14 protein-coding genes and 1 tRNA gene are annotated in these 16,558 nt (G+C 70.4%); 9 read left to right on the forward strand and 6 right to left on the reverse strand.

Features of this window, described 5'->3' with window-relative positions:
• The coding region (locus AC08OU_RS09510) for a GAF domain-containing protein (protein WP_476604710.1) at positions 1 to 562 on the reverse strand (562 nt) is incomplete at its 3' end.
• A gap of 113 nt (positions 563 to 675) precedes the next feature.
• A complete protein-coding gene (locus AC08OU_RS09515; protein ID WP_462186491.1) occupies positions 676 to 915 on the reverse strand; it encodes a mycoredoxin in 240 nt (79 codons plus the stop codon).
• 94 nt (positions 916 to 1,009) lie between these two features.
• Here AC08OU_RS09515 and AC08OU_RS09520 point away from each other — a divergent pair, with 94 nt between their 5' ends.
• The 4 genes from AC08OU_RS09520 to AC08OU_RS09535 all read left to right on the forward strand — a co-directional run bounded on the left by AC08OU_RS09520 (position 1,010) and on the right by AC08OU_RS09535 (position 5,757).
• A complete protein-coding gene (locus tag AC08OU_RS09520) occupies positions 1,010 to 3,223 on the forward strand; it encodes an ATP-dependent DNA helicase UvrD2 (protein WP_462186490.1) in 2,214 nt (737 codons plus the stop codon).
• A 167-nt stretch (positions 3,224 to 3,390) separates the two neighbouring features.
• Positions 3,391 to 3,666: a hypothetical protein gene (locus AC08OU_RS09525; RefSeq protein ID WP_476600065.1), complete on the forward strand. Its 276-nt coding sequence runs from the start codon at positions 3,391 to 3,393 to the stop codon at positions 3,664 to 3,666.
• Between the two features lie 110 nt (positions 3,667 to 3,776).
• Positions 3,777 to 4,067, forward strand: a complete 291-nt coding sequence (locus AC08OU_RS09530) for a WhiB family transcriptional regulator (RefSeq protein ID WP_011438164.1) — start codon at positions 3,777 to 3,779, stop codon at positions 4,065 to 4,067.
• A 175-nt stretch (positions 4,068 to 4,242) separates the two neighbouring features.
• A complete protein-coding gene (locus AC08OU_RS09535) occupies positions 4,243 to 5,757 on the forward strand; it encodes an alkaline phosphatase family protein (protein ID WP_476604711.1) in 1,515 nt (504 codons plus the stop codon).
• Positions 5,758 to 5,789: 32 nt separating this feature from the next.
• Here the strand turns inward: AC08OU_RS09535 and AC08OU_RS09540 are convergent, their stop codons facing one another.
• The 3 genes from AC08OU_RS09540 to AC08OU_RS09550 all read right to left on the reverse strand — a co-directional run bounded on the left by AC08OU_RS09540 (position 5,790) and on the right by AC08OU_RS09550 (position 10,266).
• On the reverse strand, positions 5,790 to 7,382 hold the full coding sequence (locus AC08OU_RS09540) for an ABC1 kinase family protein (protein WP_476600062.1): 1,593 nt from the start codon (positions 7,380 to 7,382) through the stop codon (positions 5,790 to 5,792).
• A gap of 113 nt (positions 7,383 to 7,495) precedes the next feature.
• Complete coding sequence (locus tag AC08OU_RS09545; protein ID WP_476600060.1) at positions 7,496 to 8,722, reverse strand: ThiF family adenylyltransferase; 1,227 nt, start codon at positions 8,720 to 8,722, stop codon at positions 7,496 to 7,498.
• 176 nt (positions 8,723 to 8,898) lie between these two features.
• Positions 8,899 to 10,266 (reverse strand): zinc-dependent metalloprotease, encoded by a 1,368-nt coding sequence (locus tag AC08OU_RS09550; protein ID WP_462188352.1) that lies wholly within the window; start codon positions 10,264 to 10,266, stop codon positions 8,899 to 8,901.
• A gap of 328 nt (positions 10,267 to 10,594) precedes the next feature.
• On the opposite strand from AC08OU_RS09550, the gene AC08OU_RS09555 reads away from it, so the two are divergent.
• From AC08OU_RS09555 to AC08OU_RS09565, 3 genes are all read left to right on the forward strand, one after another.
• On the forward strand, positions 10,595 to 10,915 hold the full coding sequence (locus tag AC08OU_RS09555; protein ID WP_476600058.1) for a molybdenum cofactor biosynthesis protein MoaE: 321 nt from the start codon (positions 10,595 to 10,597) through the stop codon (positions 10,913 to 10,915).
• 60 nt (positions 10,916 to 10,975) lie between these two features.
• The gene (locus AC08OU_RS09560) at positions 10,976 to 11,251 is read left to right on the forward strand and encodes a hypothetical protein (protein ID WP_462188354.1); all 276 of its coding nucleotides are present in this window, start codon (positions 10,976 to 10,978) and stop codon (positions 11,249 to 11,251) included.
• A gap of 283 nt (positions 11,252 to 11,534) precedes the next feature.
• Entirely contained in the window at positions 11,535 to 12,572 is a 1,038-nt protein-coding gene (locus tag AC08OU_RS09565; protein WP_476600056.1) for a YlbL family protein, read from the forward strand.
• A 129-nt stretch (positions 12,573 to 12,701) separates the two neighbouring features.
• Here AC08OU_RS09565 and AC08OU_RS09570 read toward each other — a convergent pair whose 3' ends face one another.
• Entirely contained in the window at positions 12,702 to 13,208 is a 507-nt protein-coding gene (locus AC08OU_RS09570; protein ID WP_011438157.1) for a PPA1309 family protein, read from the reverse strand.
• Positions 13,209 to 13,301: 93 nt separating this feature from the next.
• Here AC08OU_RS09570 and AC08OU_RS09575 point away from each other — a divergent pair, with 93 nt between their 5' ends.
• On the forward strand, positions 13,302 to 16,355 hold the full coding sequence (locus AC08OU_RS09575; RefSeq protein WP_476600055.1) for a UPF0182 family membrane protein: 3,054 nt from the start codon (positions 13,302 to 13,304) through the stop codon (positions 16,353 to 16,355).
• A 77-nt stretch (positions 16,356 to 16,432) separates the two neighbouring features.
• Positions 16,433 to 16,509, forward strand: a tRNA-Met gene (locus AC08OU_RS09580).
• The last annotated feature ends 49 nt before the right edge of the window (positions 16,510 to 16,558 follow it).

Raw genomic sequence — 16,558 nt, forward strand, 5'->3', positions numbered from 1 at the left:
CCCGCGCGATGGTCTGCGGGGTGGGTATCCGCCCCGGTGGGCGCGGGGCCGCCGGTGGGCCCGGGGGGGTCGGGCCGCCGGGCGGCCGGGGACCGTTCGCGGAGACCGTCGGCGGGCTCGGCACGGGAACGTCCCCGGTGGCCGCGAGTGCATCGGCCACCCCGCGCAGCAGGGCCAGGATGTCGGCCGATACGATCACCTTGCTGCGGTCCAGGCCGACGAGGAGGCCCACCAGCCGACCGTCCGCGCGGACCACCGGCATCGTGACATGACTGCGTATCCCGAGCTGGCGGTATTCGGCCGTGTCGGATCCGGCGTGCGTCGGGCCGAGACCGGACGCCGTGGCGGGCGTGCCGTCGAGCACGCGGGCGACCAGGCTGTCCCCCCGGGGGTAGTGCGTTCCCTCGTCGAGACCAGCGGAGGGACCTGTCACCCGGAGATAGCTCGCGGTCGTCGTCGATACCACGACGAAACAGGCCGTCTCCATCCGGTGAAGGGCACTGGCGGCCCGCAGCGCGGCATCGACGGTGCTCCACGCCTGTTCTGAAGGTGCTGACGACACAGGCCGAACTCTCCCACAAACTTCACGGGCAGTGACGGACACCGTCCCACGAGCCGGCCGCGTGTGCAGTGGGAAGGTAAGAACTCCCGAGATGTCGTTGCTCTACGTATCCGTTATGCGGCAGAAGTGACCTTCTCTGTGACTTGGCGAAGGCTTGGGTTCGTCATCACAGTGCCATCGGGAAAGAGCACGGTCGGTACGGTCGCGTTCCCGTTGTTCGCATCGCGGACACGTTGCTCTGCTGTCGGGTCCTGCTCGATATCAACGGTCGTGTACTCGACGCCGGCATGGTCGAGTTGGCGCTTCAGCCGAACACAGTAGCCACACCAGGAAGTCGTGTAGATCGTGAGCACGAAAGGGCCTCCAAGCCGCTGGTGACACAACGGTTCATGTAACCCCACCGCGGCGCCGTCGGTTCCCGCCGCGCGGCGGGGACTACCGTATCGGATGATGTCCGGACCGCCTGCCCTCGCCGCCCAGGCCGCCCGTGTGCGGTCGGGCAACGATCTGCTCGCCGCGCTCGATCCCGAACAGCGGGTCGCGGCCGGAGCTCCGCTCGGACCGGTCTGCATCCTCGCCGGCGCCGGTACGGGTAAGACGCGCACCATCACCCATCGAGTCGCGCACATGGTCGCGCAGGGGGGGGTCGGGCCGGGTCAGATCCTGGCGGTGACCTTCACAGCCAGGGCCGCGGGAGAGCTGCGCGGCCGGTTGCGGGCCATGGGTGTTGATGGAGTGCAGGCCAGGACGTTCCATTCCGCGGCTCTCAAGCAACTGTTGTACTTCTGGCCGCCGGTCGCCGGGGTCGCGCTGCCCAGGGTGGAGAAGAGCAAGATCCCGTACGTGGTGCGGGCGGCCGCCCGCCTGCACCTGCGGCCGGACCGGGCCGAGCTGCGCGACCTCACCTCGGAGGTCGAGTGGGCGAAGGCGACGCTTGTGGGCCCGGCGGACTACGCCCGGATGGCGGCGGCGAGCGGGCGGGAGACCGCCACCCCCCCCGAGACGGTCGCCCGGCTCTACGCCGCGTACGAGGAGGTCAAGCGCGACGCCGGTGTGATCGACATGGAGGATCTGCTGCTGCTGACCGCGGCGATGATCGAGGAGCACAGCTGGGTCGCGGCCGAGGTCAGGGCCAGATACCGCCATTTCGTCGTTGACGAGTATCAGGATGTCAACGACCTGCAACAGCGTGTCCTCGACGCCTGGCTGGGGGAGCGCGACAGCCTCTGTGTCGTCGGGGACCCCCATCAGACGATCTATTCGTTCACCGGGGCGTCGCCCGAGCACCTGCTCGGGTTCCCGCGCCGGTTCCCGGACGCGGCCGTGGTGCGTCTGATCCGGGACTACCGGTCCACCCTCCAGGTGGTCGAACTCGCGAACACCCTGATGCGGGCGGCCCCGGCGGCCCGCCTCATCGCTGCCCGCCCGGAGGGTCCCGCCCCGGTGTGGCTGGAGTGCGACAGCGAGCCGGCGGAAGCCGCCGCGGTGGCGTCCCGGATCCGCCGGCTGCTCGACCAGGGCGTGCCGGCGAGTGAGATCGCCGTGCTGTATCGCACGAATGCCCAGTCCGAGGCGTATGAGGCGGCGATCGGCGGGGCCGGCATCGCTTACCTGCTCCGGGGCGGGGAGAAGTTCTTCGAGCGGAGCGAGGTCGTCGCAGCCATGCGGTTGCTGCGGGCCGCGGTGCGCTCTGCCGACACCGACCGCCCGGAGGGACTCACGGCCGTCGTCGCCGACATCCTCGCGGCGCTCGGCTGGCGGGCGGACCAGCCGACGGTGGGCTCGGGCGCCGAGCGGGAACAATGGGAGAACCTCGCCGCGCTGCACCGGCTGGCCGGCGATCTCGCCGCCCGTTCGCCCGAGGCCGACCTTGAGGCCTTCGTCGCCGAGCTCGGCGACCGCGCGACCCACGAGCATCAGCCGACGGTGCAGGGGGTGACCCTGTCGACCCTGCACACCGCCAAGGGCCTGGAATGGGATGCGGTGTTCCTCGTCGGGCTGACCGAGGGCACGCTTCCCCTCGTCCATGCCAGGACCGCCGAGCAGATCGCCGAGGAACGTCGCCTGCTCTACGTCGGGGTGACCAGGGCCCGCAGGCACCTTGTCCTGTCCTGGGCGCTGTCCCGGGCAGAGGGCGGCCGGCGGTCGCGGCGGCCGTCCCGGTTCCTCGACGATCTGCGCCCGATGCGCCGGGAGCCCGCGGCCGGCGTCCGCCACGGGGGGCGAGGCGAGGGCACGAGGCCCGTGGCTGGGGCGGAGGAGGCCAGCCCGGGTCGGTCCCGGAGCAGATCGGCGGTGCGGTGCCGGACGTGCGGCCGGTCGTTGACGGGTGTGCATGCGCGGGTCGGACGCTGCGAGGGCTGCCCCGGCGACGTCGACGCCGCGCTGTTCGAGCGCCTGCGGGCGTGGCGTTCGGCGCGGGCGAAGGAACAGGGGGCACCGGCCTTCGTCGTCTTCACCGACGCCACGCTGCAGGCGATCGCCGAGAGCCGGCCGAGCACGGTGGCCGAGCTCGTGCGGCTGCCCGGCATCGGACAGGCCAAACTCGACCGTTACGGGGAGGACGTACTCGCCCTCGTCTCGGGGCGCACGCCGCCGCCGGTCGGGTCGCCGCCGGTGGCGGAGTCATTGGAGCCCGGCACGCCGCCCGACGCTTCGTAACTGGAAGTGTCCGCGGCGCGACACAGAAAATATGTTGTGGTTCGCGCGGCGAGCTTCTACCGTCACCGAGGACGCCTGAAGCAGGCATGTGGAGTGATACCCGTCGGCACCCACGGACTCCGGCACCCACGGACTCCCGAGCCCACAGAGAAGGAGGTGATTTCGTCATGTTCAGCATTGTGATGGACAGAGCTGTCGCCGAGATCACCCGTCCGTGGGAGAACCGGCACGGCGCGGCCTTCATGAATGCCGTCGTCGGTGCCGTCATTGGTGCGCCCGCCGACCGTGGTACGTCCGCCGCCGTCCTCACGGTCCAAGCCGATGATCTGTCGGCCCAGGAGTCCGCGTTCCCGAACCCGGCGGGGAGCGTGGCGTCGGCGTCCGGCTATGCACACCGTCACCTCACCTTCCGGGGATCCGCCCACGATCCGCTCCTGGACTAGCGCCGACTGGAGCCGAATCCGAGGCCGCGGATCCCGATGGGGACCGCGGCCTTTGTCGTTTCGCTTCCTTCATCCCACCCGAAGACCAACCTGTCTCGGAGGTGACACCGGTGTTCGACCCCTCGGTCGTTTCCCGGATCGAGCGGGATCGTCTCGTCCTGCCCTGCTGGGACGTAGATCCTGACATGTTCTTCGCTGAGTCCCCGGCGGACGTGGAGACCGCCAAGGCCGTCTGCCGAACCTGCCCTATCCGGGCGGCGTGCCTGTCCGCCGCGCTCGACCGTGCCGAGCCCTGGGGAGTGTGGGGTGGCGAGCTGCTGGTGACCGGTAGCGTCGTCCCGCGCAAGCGGCCCCGCGGCCGTCCGCGCAAGGAGCGCAAGGAAGAAGAGGTCGCCGCCTGAGCCCTCCGTGCCACCCGTTGATCACATGGGGGCGGCGGTGGCATCGCCGCACCAGCACGGGCGGGACACCGGATCGTCGGTGTCCCGTCCACCGGTGTTGCCGCGCTTTTTCTTCCGGTGGTGCCCGCGGCCCCGGTACTGTTCCGGCGTGCCCAGCAGCGAGCGTGTCTACCCGGTGTCCACAGGTGCGGGTCCGGCCGGAGCGCCGGGACTGACCGCATCCGACGATCTTTCTCTGGCCGTTGCCGTCCTCACCAGTCCCGAGCTGGCCGCGATCGTGGATCTCGTGGCCTGGGTCGATTCCGGCTGGCTCTACGTGGCGAACGCGATCGGTTCGTCGCGGTTGCCGGTGGCCGATCCGGACGGTCCCCGGGAGCTCCGCTTCGGGCGTGACCCGCTCGGGTCGGAGGATCCGATGCACGGCGTGCCGCTCGCGGCGGCGCTCGCCGACCCGTCACCACCGAACGAGCGCAACTCCTACCCGTTCGCCGGACGGCGACTGCTGTCCGCCTTCGCCGATCCCAGCCGTTCACCCGATCTGATCGTCGTACACACCCCCCGGCACTACTGGCCCGACCGCGGCGGCCACCTGGGTGAGCACGGATCGTTGGATGCCGGCCAGTCCCGGGCTCCGCTGATCCTGTCCGGCGCGGGCGTGCGGGCCCGGGGCCCGCGGGCCGGCGCGGCGCGGGTCATCGACATCGGACCCACCCTCGCGGCCCTCGCCGGCGTGACCATGGCGGATGTGGAGGGGACGCCGCTCACCGATCTGGTGGGCCCAGGGGCCCGGTACGTCGTCGGCCTGCTCTGGGACGGGGCAAACAGCAATGACGTCCTGCACCTCGCGCACACCGGCGAGCTGCCGGGGGTCGCGCGTCTGCTCGCCACCGGGACGGCCCTGACCGGTGGCGCGATCGCCGAGTTCCCCAGCGTCACGTTGACCAACCACACCTCCGCGCTCACCGGAGTCGGGCCGGGCCGGCACGGCATCCTGCACAACGTGTACTTCGACCGGGCGACCGGCGAGCAGGTCATCGTCAACGACGTGCGGACCTGGCATTCCGCGTGCGATCAGCTTCGGGACGGGGTGGAGACGCTGTTCGAGGCCCTCGTGCGCGACCGGCCCGGGGCGACCAGCGCCTGCGTGAACGAACCGGTCGACCGGGGTGCGGACTACTCGACCTTCGGGCTCGTGCGGGCCGCCGGTAACCACGGCGGGGCCGGCGATATGGGGGACTACCTGCCTCCGGCCGACGGCGACCCGCACGCCACCGCCCACTGGGTAGGGGAGAGCGCCGACTATGCCTGGTCCACCCGGGTGGACGCGCTCGGCCTCGCGCAGGTCCAGCAGCTCTGGGCGGCGGACGCGGTGCCCCCGGACCTGATGTGGTGGAACACCACCATTACCGACACCGGGCATCACGGGGGCGGCCCGTACTCCGAGCAGGCCCGCGCCGCGCTGCGGGACGCGGACGCCCGGTTGTGCGCCTTCCTCGACCTGCTCGCCGAGCGGGATCTGCTGGCCGAGACCGCGATCCTGCTGACCGCCGACCACGGTTCGGAGGCGGCGGATCCCACCTGCCAGGGCGGCTGGGGGGCTGCGCTGCGCGCCGCCGGGGTGCGTTTCCGGGACGAGGGATACGGTTTCCTGTATCTCGGCGTCGACATCGTCGAGCAGCCGGGGGGCTGACCCGTCGGGCCAGGCCCGTCAATAAGCGTCGGTCACGGTTGCGGGGTCGGAGAAGACTCCTCGTCCGGTGCCCGGCGCGGGGCGGCCTTGCGGCCTGACCGGGGTCGAGCCGCGGCGGAGCGGTTCGCCGGGGTGGAAGGCCGGCTCGGTTCGGCCGGCTCGGCCTGCATGGGCAGCGCCGCGGGGGTGGTGGCCCGGTCGGCCGCCGCCGCAGTGTCGGCCGCCGACCTCCAGACCTCGTCCTGGACGAGAAGAGCGGGCAGGGGACGACCGGGCCGGTTGGCGTCCTCGGCCGCGCGGGCGGTCGCCGTCCCCGGTTCGGCGAACCCGGGTTGCCAGCGATCCATCTCGTCCCGGAAGCGGCCGGTGCTGCCCAGTTGGCACAGGATGCCGATCGCGCCGAGTGTCACCCGGTGGATGAGCAGGTACGACGGCGGCAGATTGAGCTGGCGACCGAGCTGTGCCGCCGCCGACCGCCAGTCTCCGAGCCTGGCGGCCTCCTTGCGCAGCCAGCCTCGGGAGAAGGTGAACTCCTCCACCGCGATCGGCTCCAGCATCGGGGCCAGATAATCCAGCAGGTCCTCGGCTCGGATTTCGGCCGACGGCGGGATGAAGCCCTCACAGCGTAGTCCCTGCTCGACGGCGTCGGCGTCCCCGGCCAGGGTCTGTCGAGCCAGCCGGCCGATCGGCGCCGGCAGGCCGTCCGGCAGGCGGTTCACGGCACCGAAGTCCAGGACGCCGAGCCGCCCGTCGGACAGCAGACGGAAGTTGCCGGGATGCGGATCCGCGTGCAGCAGACCGGCGCGACCCGGGCAGGAATAGAGAAACCGCACGAGCAGCAGGCCGGCGGCGTCGCGCTGCTCCGGGGTACCGTTCGCGATGATGACGGACAGGGGGATTCCCTCGATCCACTCGCTCACGAGCACCCGGCCGGAACCGGCCAGCGGCCAGGGGATGACGACGTCCGGGTCGTCTGCGTACGCCTCGGCGAAGGCCCCCTGCCAGGCGGCCTCCAACCGATAGTCGAGCTCCTCGGCGATCCGGGCCTTGAGCTCCTCGACCAGCGGCTTGATGTCCAGCCCGGGAGTGACCGCGCCGAACAGCCGAGCGGCCCGGCCGAGCTGGGTGAGATCGGCGAGCAGAGCGGGACCCGCTCCCGGATACTGCACCTTTACCGCGACGGCCCGGCCGTCGGCCCAGACCGCCCGATGCACCTGGCCGATGCTGGCTGCCGCCGCCGGAAGGTCGTCGAAGCTCGTGAACAGCGAGCGCCAGTCCGCTCCGAGCTCCTCGGCGAGCACGCGGTGCACCACCGCCGCCGGCAGCGGGGGCGCCGCCTCTTGCAGCCTGGTCAGCGCCGCCCGGTAGGGCCCGGCGACGTCGTCGGGAAGCACCGCCTCGAAGACGGACAGCGCCTGGCCCAGTTTCATGGCGCCACCCTTGAGCTCCCCGAGTACCCGGAAGATCTGCGCGGCGGTGCGCTGCTGGAGCTCGGAGGCGACGGCCTCGGCGGGGCGACCACCGATGCGTTTGCCGACGCCGAGGGTGGCTCGGCCGGCTATGCCGATGGGAAGCGTGGCCAGCTTGGCGGTGCGGACGACAGCCCGCCGTGGGATCTCGGACACCGCTCCATCGTGCCCTGTTCCGCGTCGTCACGGGTGCCGGCCAGGCGTAATGACTCCAGGACGCCAAATGGTTCCAGGACGTCGACGCGGCGACCGCCCGCGGAGTGGAACGGTCACGCAGGTGCCACTGGCGAAGAAGCGTCCGCCGACGCGGCCGCCGATCGGACGGTGCGGCAGGGACAGTTGGGGTGGACCGGCCAGGTGCGTCGGCGGATCCGCCAGCCGGGAACGGTGAACTCCAGCGTGCCGTCGGCGGTCACCGGTAGGACTGTGCGCGGGGGAGTCAATGCAACGAAGGTCTCATTGTTGCTGCTTGCTGTCGGTGGCAGGTAGGCCGAGTTGTCGGGATGTTGGCCAGGGGTGGGGCCCGTGACGCCGGATAGGTCGGATAGGGCGGGTGGAGGCGAGGCGGTGAGGTCCAGAAAGGCCAGGGCCTGCATGGCGGTGAGCGCGGCGACAAGACCCGCCAGGGTGATCTCGCAGGCGTCCGGCCCGGCGGCCGGGCGGTGGGCCATCTGCATGGCGAGCACCGGCCAGACCGGGTTCCGGGAGTACCGGTGGAGATGCTGGCAGTGCAGGCACGCGGTCACGGTCGGCACGACGAGCGGACCGACGATCCCCGTGGTCTCCCGCACCCCGGCCACGAGATGGGCGGTGCCCCGGCCTTCCAGGTCGAGGCACTCCCCAGGGTGGATCATCGGCAGACCGACCGGAGCCAGCACAATCAGGTCCGCGGCGAACCCGTCCTCGTCGGGCCGGCGGTGCCCGGCGGCCTGCCGGCTGGCCCGGGTCACCGCCGCGCCGGTGGCCAGGGACCGGGGACGCCCCACATCGTCGAGGCGCAGGCCGCCCGGGGAGACGTCGGCGGCGGTCGTCACCTCGGGATCGTCGATGACGACCCGGCCGATCCCGGCCGCGGCGAGCAGGGCCGCGACCTGAGCACCGACGCGACCGGCGCCGCGCACAAGAACACGCATCGCCCGGCGGGTGGCGAGGACCCGGCGCGCACCGGCCGGATCCTCTGATACCAGGGACAGCGCCGCCAGATCGGGCGACAGGCGGTCATGCTCGACCGCGGGCAGCGGTGCCGCACCGGGAGGCGCCGTGGCGTCGTCCAGCAGGCCGGCCTCGGCGAGCAGGTCGAGCAGGACCCGGCCGGCGGGAGTGCCATCGAGACGCAGCTGCTCCAGCGTGCGGCTGCCGTCGAGGGCGTCGAGCAGGGCGGCGTCTGACGGGGCCAGGTCGGCGAGGAGGACGGCGCGTGCGGTGTCGATGCCGAGCTGCAGGGTGGAGCTGTTGTGCCAGAGCCGGCGCAGGCCCGGCTTGAGGATCGGGCGCATGGATCCTCCGGGTGTTCCCGCCGGCCGGTCGAGGCCGGGGAATCGGACCAGGATGGGCCGGTCACGGCGACCGGCGGATCCTCAGCGTGGCACGTCCGACCGGCGAAGGGGGAACGCCCGTGGATCGCTGTGGACGTGCTGTGGACGAAACTGTGGATCACCCCGGTCCGCCCGGGTTACCTGTCCGGCTTGTCTGGTCCGTCGGATCCGCCATCGGCGGGTGGGGCGCCGCGGAGTTTCTCGATTTCGCCGATCGGGTCGTCGAGCGCGCTCGACGGCGCGCCGGACACGAACGCCTCCGGGGCGGCGAGATCTGCCGCGGTGGGCAGCAGATCGGGATGTGCCCACAGCGCGTCGCGACCCTCGTGACCCCGGGCGTCCCGTACCGCCTCCCACAAGGCGGCGGCCTCCCGCAGCTTGCGTGGCCGCAGGGAGAGACCGACCAGCGTGGCGAAGGTCTGCTCGCCCGGACCGCCTTCGGCGCGACGGCGCCGCACCATTTCGCGTAGTTTGCCCGCGGCCGGCAGATGACCGGCGGCCGCGGCGTCCGTTACATGATCGACCCAGCCCTCGATCAGCGCGAGGATCAGTTCGAGACGGGCGAGCGCGGCCTTCTGCTCGGGGGTGGTGGCGTCGCTGAACACGTCCTCGCCGAGCGCCTCCGACAGCCGTTCAGGATTCATCAACGCCGTCGGGTCGACCATCCGCATCACCCGTCCGACGGCCTCGGTGTCCACCGCGATGCCGCGGGCGTACTCCTCCACCGCGCCCAGGACGTGGGCGCGTAGCCAGGGGACGTGCGCGAACAGCCGGTTGGACGCGGCCTCCCGCAGCGCCAGGTAGATGCGTACCTCGTCCTCGGGGATCTCCAGGCCCTGACCGAAGGCGACGACACCCGCTGGGATCAGGGCTGCGGTTCCGACCGGTCCGAGCGGCAGCCCGACCTCGGTGGAGGAGACGACCTCGGCGGCCAAGGTGCCGATCGCCTGCCCCACCTGGGCGCCGAACAGCATCCCGCCGACCCGGTTCATCATCTGCATAATGGGGCCGCCGGTGGCCATCAGCCCGCTGAGGTTGAGCCCCGGGGGGAGCGCGCCGCGCAGCTCACTCGGCAGCTCGATCCCGCCGCCACCGAGTTGGTTCAGCCCGCTGGAGATCCCAGTGCGCATCGCCTCGACGACCTTCGTGGCGATCGGGTCGCAGAGGGTCTGCCAGACCGGCAGGGTCTTCTCGATCCACTCCTGCCGCGACCAGGCCTCGGCCGCCGTGGCTCCGGCCGGCAGCGAGGTCACCGCGTCGAGCCAGACGTCGGCGATCCGCATCGCCTCGCCCACCGGCTCCCGCTGGGCCGTGGACACCGCGGAGTCGGTGTCGCCGAGGAATCTGACGGCCACCTGGCGGGCCAGCTCCCAGTTGACCGGACCGCCATGCCAGGACAGCAGCCGTTCGAGCTCGGCAAAGAACGGGGCGCCGCCACCGAAGGGGGGTCGGGGCTCGTCGCCGCCGCCAGCGGGCGTGAAGCCGAACGGGAAGTTGCCACTCATCGGCCGTAGCCTCCTCGGGAGGCGGGCAGTCGCACGCGCAGTTGGCACATGAACCCACGGTAATGCGTTTTCTGCCCAACGGGCGAAACGGCGCTGGCCCCGACCGTTACGGTCGTAGCTGTGGAACCGACGTGTTCTCTGGCGGGGCCCCGCCGACCGCTCCCGCGTCACCCGCGCCTCCTTCGTCACCTTCGCCGTCTCCGTCGTCCGCGCCGGACCCGGACCCGGTCGCGCGGGTGACGCTCGCCGAGATCCGGGACGGCGCTCTGTCGGTGGACGAGTGCCTGGCTGCCGTGCGGTTCCCCGGTGTGGGGGGATCGCCCTGTTCGTGGGCACTGTCCGGGACCAGGACCAGGGCCGCGGGGTGACCGACCTGACGTATCAGGCGCATCCCCGGGCCGGCACGGAGATCGCCCGGGTCGCCGGCGACGTCGCCGCGACCGCACCGGTGCTGGCCGTCGCGGTGGTTCACCGTACCGGTCACCTCGCCGTCGGGGACACCGCCGTGATCGTGGCGGTCGGCGCGGCCCACCGGGCGGAGGCTTTTGCCGCCTGTCGTCGTCTGATCGATGACATCAAGGAGCAGGTTCCCATTTGGAAACACCAGATTTTTGCGGATGGCGCGGCGGAATGGGTAAGCGCCTGCTGATCGGGGCACCCTACGATAGAAATAAGTCATCTTCTTGCCCGTCTCGACGTCGAGGCTCCCATGTGGTTCCTGTTGATCCCCCCCGTCGCCGTGCTCATAACTCTTGCGTGGGTCGCCCTACGCAGCCGTCCCGACCGCACCTCCGAAGCCATGATCACGATTGAGGGCTACCGGCGCAGTATGGCCGCGCTGGCCCGACCGATCCCCACCCAGCACGAGGTTCGTACCGTTACCGCCCTCGACGAACCCGGCCATCCCGGCCATCCCGGGCGGTCCGCCGCGGCCGGGGCACCGCCCTCCGAGAGACACACGGCGCCGCCGTCCGAGTCCACCTGATCGTCTCCGTCCGGCGGCCGGGGCATCTCACCGGCCGCCGGACGGCGGTTCAGGACCGAGTGATCCTTCGAGTCCCTCGACCGTGCTTTTGATCTCGCTCTTTACTCCCCACTTCCCGGCCTTCCGCGCGGCCTTCCGGGACTCCGCCACGGCCTTCCGCCGCGCCTTTCGGGCCACCGAATGCCTTTCGGCACCGATCATCGCAACCCCGGGCCGTCGTGGCGAACCTCGGTTCCCGGACGCTGGGACGAGGGTTGTGAGCCCTGGTACATAGACTGTGAGCATGGTCCGGCGCACCCAGACCCTCGTGGTCGCGTCGGTACTGGCTTTGGTTCTCGTGGTCGCGGGGCTGTGGATGCCGGTACCGTTCGTCACCTTGGCCCCCGGGCCGGTCACCGACACTCTCGGCAGCGTCGACGGGACGTCCTTGATCACCGTGGAAGGCCGGCGGACCTATCCGACCGCCGGCAAGCTCGAGCTGACCACGGTCGAGGAGACGCCCCGGCTCAACCTCGTCACCGCGCTGCAGGACTGGTCCGACTCCGACCGGGCGGTGGTGCCCAGCGAGCTGATCCGGCCGCCCGGTTCGAGTCAGGAGCAGATCCAGCAGGAGAACGCGCAGGCGATGCTCGACTCGCAGGACCAGGCGACCGCGGCAGCGCTCGCGCAGCTCGGTATCGCGCCCACCGGCCGTTCGGTCGTGGTCGCCGGGGTCCCCGCGGGCTCCCCGGCCACCGGCAAGCTGACGCCGGGCGATGTGATCACGAAGGTCGGCGGGGTGGCCGTGGCCAACCAGGAGGAGCTGCGCCGGCAGGTCGGGAAGGTGACTCCGGGCCATCCCGTGACGGTCACCTATCAGCGCGACGGAAAGACGGCCACGGCCACCGTCACGACTCGGGCCGCCACCGACGACCCCGCTCGCGCCATGATCGGTGTCACCACGACGGAGAAGCGGACCTACCCGTTCACGGTTCGTATCCGTATCTCGGATGTCGGCGGGCCGAGTGCCGGGCTGATGTTCGCGATGGGCATCGTGGACCTTCTCACCCCCGGCGCGTTGACCGGGGGAAAGATCATCGCTGGCACCGGGACGATCACCTCCGTCGGTGAGGTGGGACCGATCGGCGGTATCCAGCAGAAGATCCTCGGGGCCAGGGCGTCCGGGGCATCGATCTTCCTGGTCCCCGCGGGGAACTGCGGCGACGCCCGCGCGATTGACTCCGGCGGTCCGCGCCTGGTGAAGGTTGAATCGCTGGCGGGCGCGCTGAAGGCCGTCGACGCCCTCCGGGCGAATCCGGCCGCGGCGGTGCCGTCCTGCTGAGCGCGCCCCAAGCGTGCCCCATCCGTGCCATGCGCCATCCGTGTGCGCCCGGTGCTGCTGTTGTGCCCGGTGGCGCCGGTGCCGGAAGGGGACGGGCGGCTGCCGTGCGCCGCCGCCCGCCGGGTCGACTCACTGGAAGGTCGCGAGCAGCCCGTCGACGAGGTTGTCGGCCAGATCCGGATCGATGACGAGTTCGTCGTCTCCGCGGACTCGCAGGCAGGACGCGTGCAGCCCGCTGCGGGTGACTCCGACGGCGAGGCGGACGTCCTGGCGTTCGGGATGGTTCGCCGCCCAGTACTCGATCTCGTGATCGGAGTACGGAGCCTCCTCCTCCGCGCTGGGCGGCAGGACGACAAGCTCGGTGACCAGCACGCACCCGAGCACCTCCGGCGGCCATCCGATCCCCGCCAGCACCTCGTCGAGCCGTCCCACCGGCAGCGGTTCCTGCTCGACCGGGGTCAGTGACCCAGGCGGGGAGTCGCCGATGTGGGGGGCCAGCGCGGGTTCTCGCGCCAGCAGGTCGGCGGTGTCGGCCAGCGCGTAGACCTGGCTGGGCTGATCCCACCCGGAATCGGCGACGTGCCGCTCGACCTCGAGTACGACGGAGGTCAACTCCGTGATGTTCGGGCTGTTCACCGACCCATCCTCTCCGATCTCCCCAGAGCCCTTGGCGTAGGTTGCCGTACTAGCGCGGTACGCGCCCCGAATCACCGACGCACGGAGGAACCTGTGGCAACCACCAGTCGCCGCCCGGTGCTGACCCGCACCAAGGTGCTCGTGCCGGTGCTGCTTGTCATCGTCCTCGCGATCACGATCATCGCCGTCTTCACTCAGCTATACACTGACCTGCTGTTCTACCGCTCGATCGACTTCAGCAGGGTGTTCACCACAGTCCTCTACACCCGGATTTTGCTGTTCGTCCTCTTCGGCGCGGTAATGGCGATCATCGTCGGAACCAACATCGTACTTGCGTACCGGCTACGGCCGCCGCTTCGGCCGTTGTCGACCGAGCAGCAGAACCTGGAACGTTACCGGTCGGCGATCGAGCCGTACATGCTGCTGATCCTGCTCGCGGTCACGACGCTGTTCGGCCTGGCCGCGGGCCTGTCCGCCGCCGGCCAGTGGCGGACGTGGCTGCTGTGGGTGAACGGCGAGTCTTTCGGGACCCCTGATCTGCAGTTTCACCGGGACATCAGCTATTACGCGTTCAGCTATCCCTTCCAGCGGTTCCTGCTCGGCTTCCTGCTGACCGCGGTGCTGCTGTCGTTGCTCGTCACCCTGCTGACCCACTACCTGTTCGGCGGAATCCGGATGCAGACCCCGGGGGAACGGGTGACCCCGGCGGCGAAGGCGCACATCTCGGTGCTGCTCGGGCTGCTCGCCCTGCTCAAGGCGTGGGCGTATTACCTCGACCGGTTCGGCTCGGTGTTCTCCTCGCGCGGGGTGGGGACCGGTGCGTCCTACACCGATGTACACGCCGTGCTGCCGGCGAAGCTGATCCTGCTGTTCATCTCGCTGGCCTGCGCGGTGCTGTTCATCTACAACATCTTCCAGCGGGGCTGGACGCTGCCGCTGCTCGGCGCGGGCATCCTCGTCCTGTCCTCGATGGTGATCGGCGGAATCTACCCGGCGATTGTCCAGCAGTTCCAGGTCCGGCCGAACGAGGCGACCCGCGAGGAGCCCTACATCGCGCGCAACATCGCGGCGACCCGGGCCGCCTACGGCATCCAGGACGTCGAGCCGCAGGACTATGCCGCCAGCACCGACGTCACCGCCCAGCAGGTCGCCGCCGACACCGGCACGGTCCCCAACATCCGCCTGCTCGACCCCAGCAAACTCTCCCGGACGTTCCAGCAGCTCCAGCAGTTCCGCGGCTACTATGGTTTCCCGCCGACTCTCGACGTCGACCGGTACACCGTCATAGGGGCGGACAAGAAGCCGACGACCCAGGACTACATGGTATCGGTGCGGGAGCTGAACCAGGCCGGGCTGGGAACGCAGCAGCGCAACTGGATCAACGAGCACCTGACCTATACCCACGGCAAGGGATTTGTCGCGGCGCCGTCGAACACCGTCGACGTGGGGCGCCCCGACTTCGATCACGGCGTGAGCGGTTTCCCGCAGGACGGTACCTTCGGTATCAAGGAGAACCGGGTCTACTTCGGGGAGATGTCGCCGTCGTATTCCATCGTCGGCACCAGGCAGATGGAGATCGACGGGCCGGGGCCGGGAGAAACCCAGGTCACCACGACCTACCAGGGCGACGGTGGGGTCTCGATCGGCTCGACCTTCCGTCGGGCGCTGTTCGCGCTGCGGTTCGGGGAGAAGAACATCCTGCTCTCCGGCGACATCACGAAGAACTCCCGGATCCTGTACGAGCGAAACCCGCGGGACCGGGTCAGCAAGGCAGCGCCCTGGCTCACCCTCGACGGAGACCCGTACCCGGCGATCGTCAACGGCCGGATCACCTGGATTCTCGATGGTTACACAACCTCTGACGGCTATCCCTACTCCGCCCGGCGCACTCTGGGTGACGTGACCGCCGACTCGGTGACCACCCAGAGCGGCAACCGCACCCGGCAGGCCTCGAACCAGGTCAACTACATCCGTAACTCGGTGAAGGCGACGGTGGACGCCTACAACGGCACCGTCACCCTCTACGCCTGGGATGAGTCCGACCCGGTGCTACGGACCTGGATGAGGGCGTTCCCGGACACGGTGAAGCCGAAGAGTGACATCCCACCGTCCCTCCGGGCACACCTGCGTTATCCGGAGGACCTGTTCAAGGTCCAGCGTGATCTGATCGGGCAGTACCACATCTCCAACCCGCGGGACTTCTACTCCCAGGAGGACTTCTGGGATGTGTCCGACTCGCCGGATGGAAGCGGGCAACCCCAGCCGCCGTTCTACGTCTACAGCCAGCTTCCCGGGCGCAAGGGCCCGTCCTACAACCTCACCTCACCGTTGATCTCCGCCCGGTCCTCGAAGCTCGCGGCGTACATGGCGGTGTCCAGTGACCCCGCCAACTACGGCCGGTTCACTCTGCTCAAACTGCCGGCGGGGAACACGATCAACGGTCCGGTCCAGGTGCAGAACGCCATCGAGGGCAACGGCGACGTGGCCAAACAGCTGTCACTATGGCGCAGCGGGGGAGCGACCACGATCGAGGGCAACCTGCTGACCCTGCCCGTGGCCGGCGGGCTGCTCTACGTCGAGCCCTACTACGTCCAGGCCAGGGGAAGCACCGGCTACCCGACCCTGCAGGGGGTCGCCACGGCCTTCGGCGACCGCATCGGTTTCGGTACCTCGCTGGGTGAGGCCTTGGAGAAGGTCTTCGGCGCCGGCGCCGGTGCCGCGGCGGCCGGGGCCGGAACCGGGGCCACGACCACGGACACCGGTCAGGACAGCACGCCGGCCCCCAGATCAGGGCAGGGCGGGACAGGCGTCCCGCCGCCGGGGCAGACCGCGCTGCAGGACGCCGTGGGCGACGCTGACCGCGCCTACCAGGCGGGGCAGGACGCCCTGGGCAAGAGCCCGCCGGACTTCACCGCCTACGGGAAGGCCCAGAGCGAGCTGGCTGATGCGCTGGGTCGCCTGTGTACTCTGTCGAGTCCGGCGGCGACGCCACCCGCTGCCACGGCATCATCCGGTGCATCGGTAGCCGCGTCACCGGTCCCCGCGTCACCGGCCGCCAAGCCACCGGCTCCGTCCCCTTCGGCGACCGTGGCCGGCGGCGACGCTCCCGGTCCACCGGGGGCCCGGGCCGCCCCGGCACCCGGCTAGTCCCGAAAGTCCCACATTGGGGCCGCCATCGGTTTGACAGCTACCGATGGCGGCCCTGTATAGTGAAGGCACACCGACGCGGGGTGGAGCAGCTCGGTAGCTCGCTGGGCTCATAACCCAGAGGTCACAGGTTCAAATCCTGTCCCCGCTACCAGTCGAAAGCACCCTCGGAATTTTTTTCCGAGGGTGCTTTCGCATTTATG

The sequence above is a fragment of the Frankia sp. CcMO1 genome (assembly GCF_977945845.1).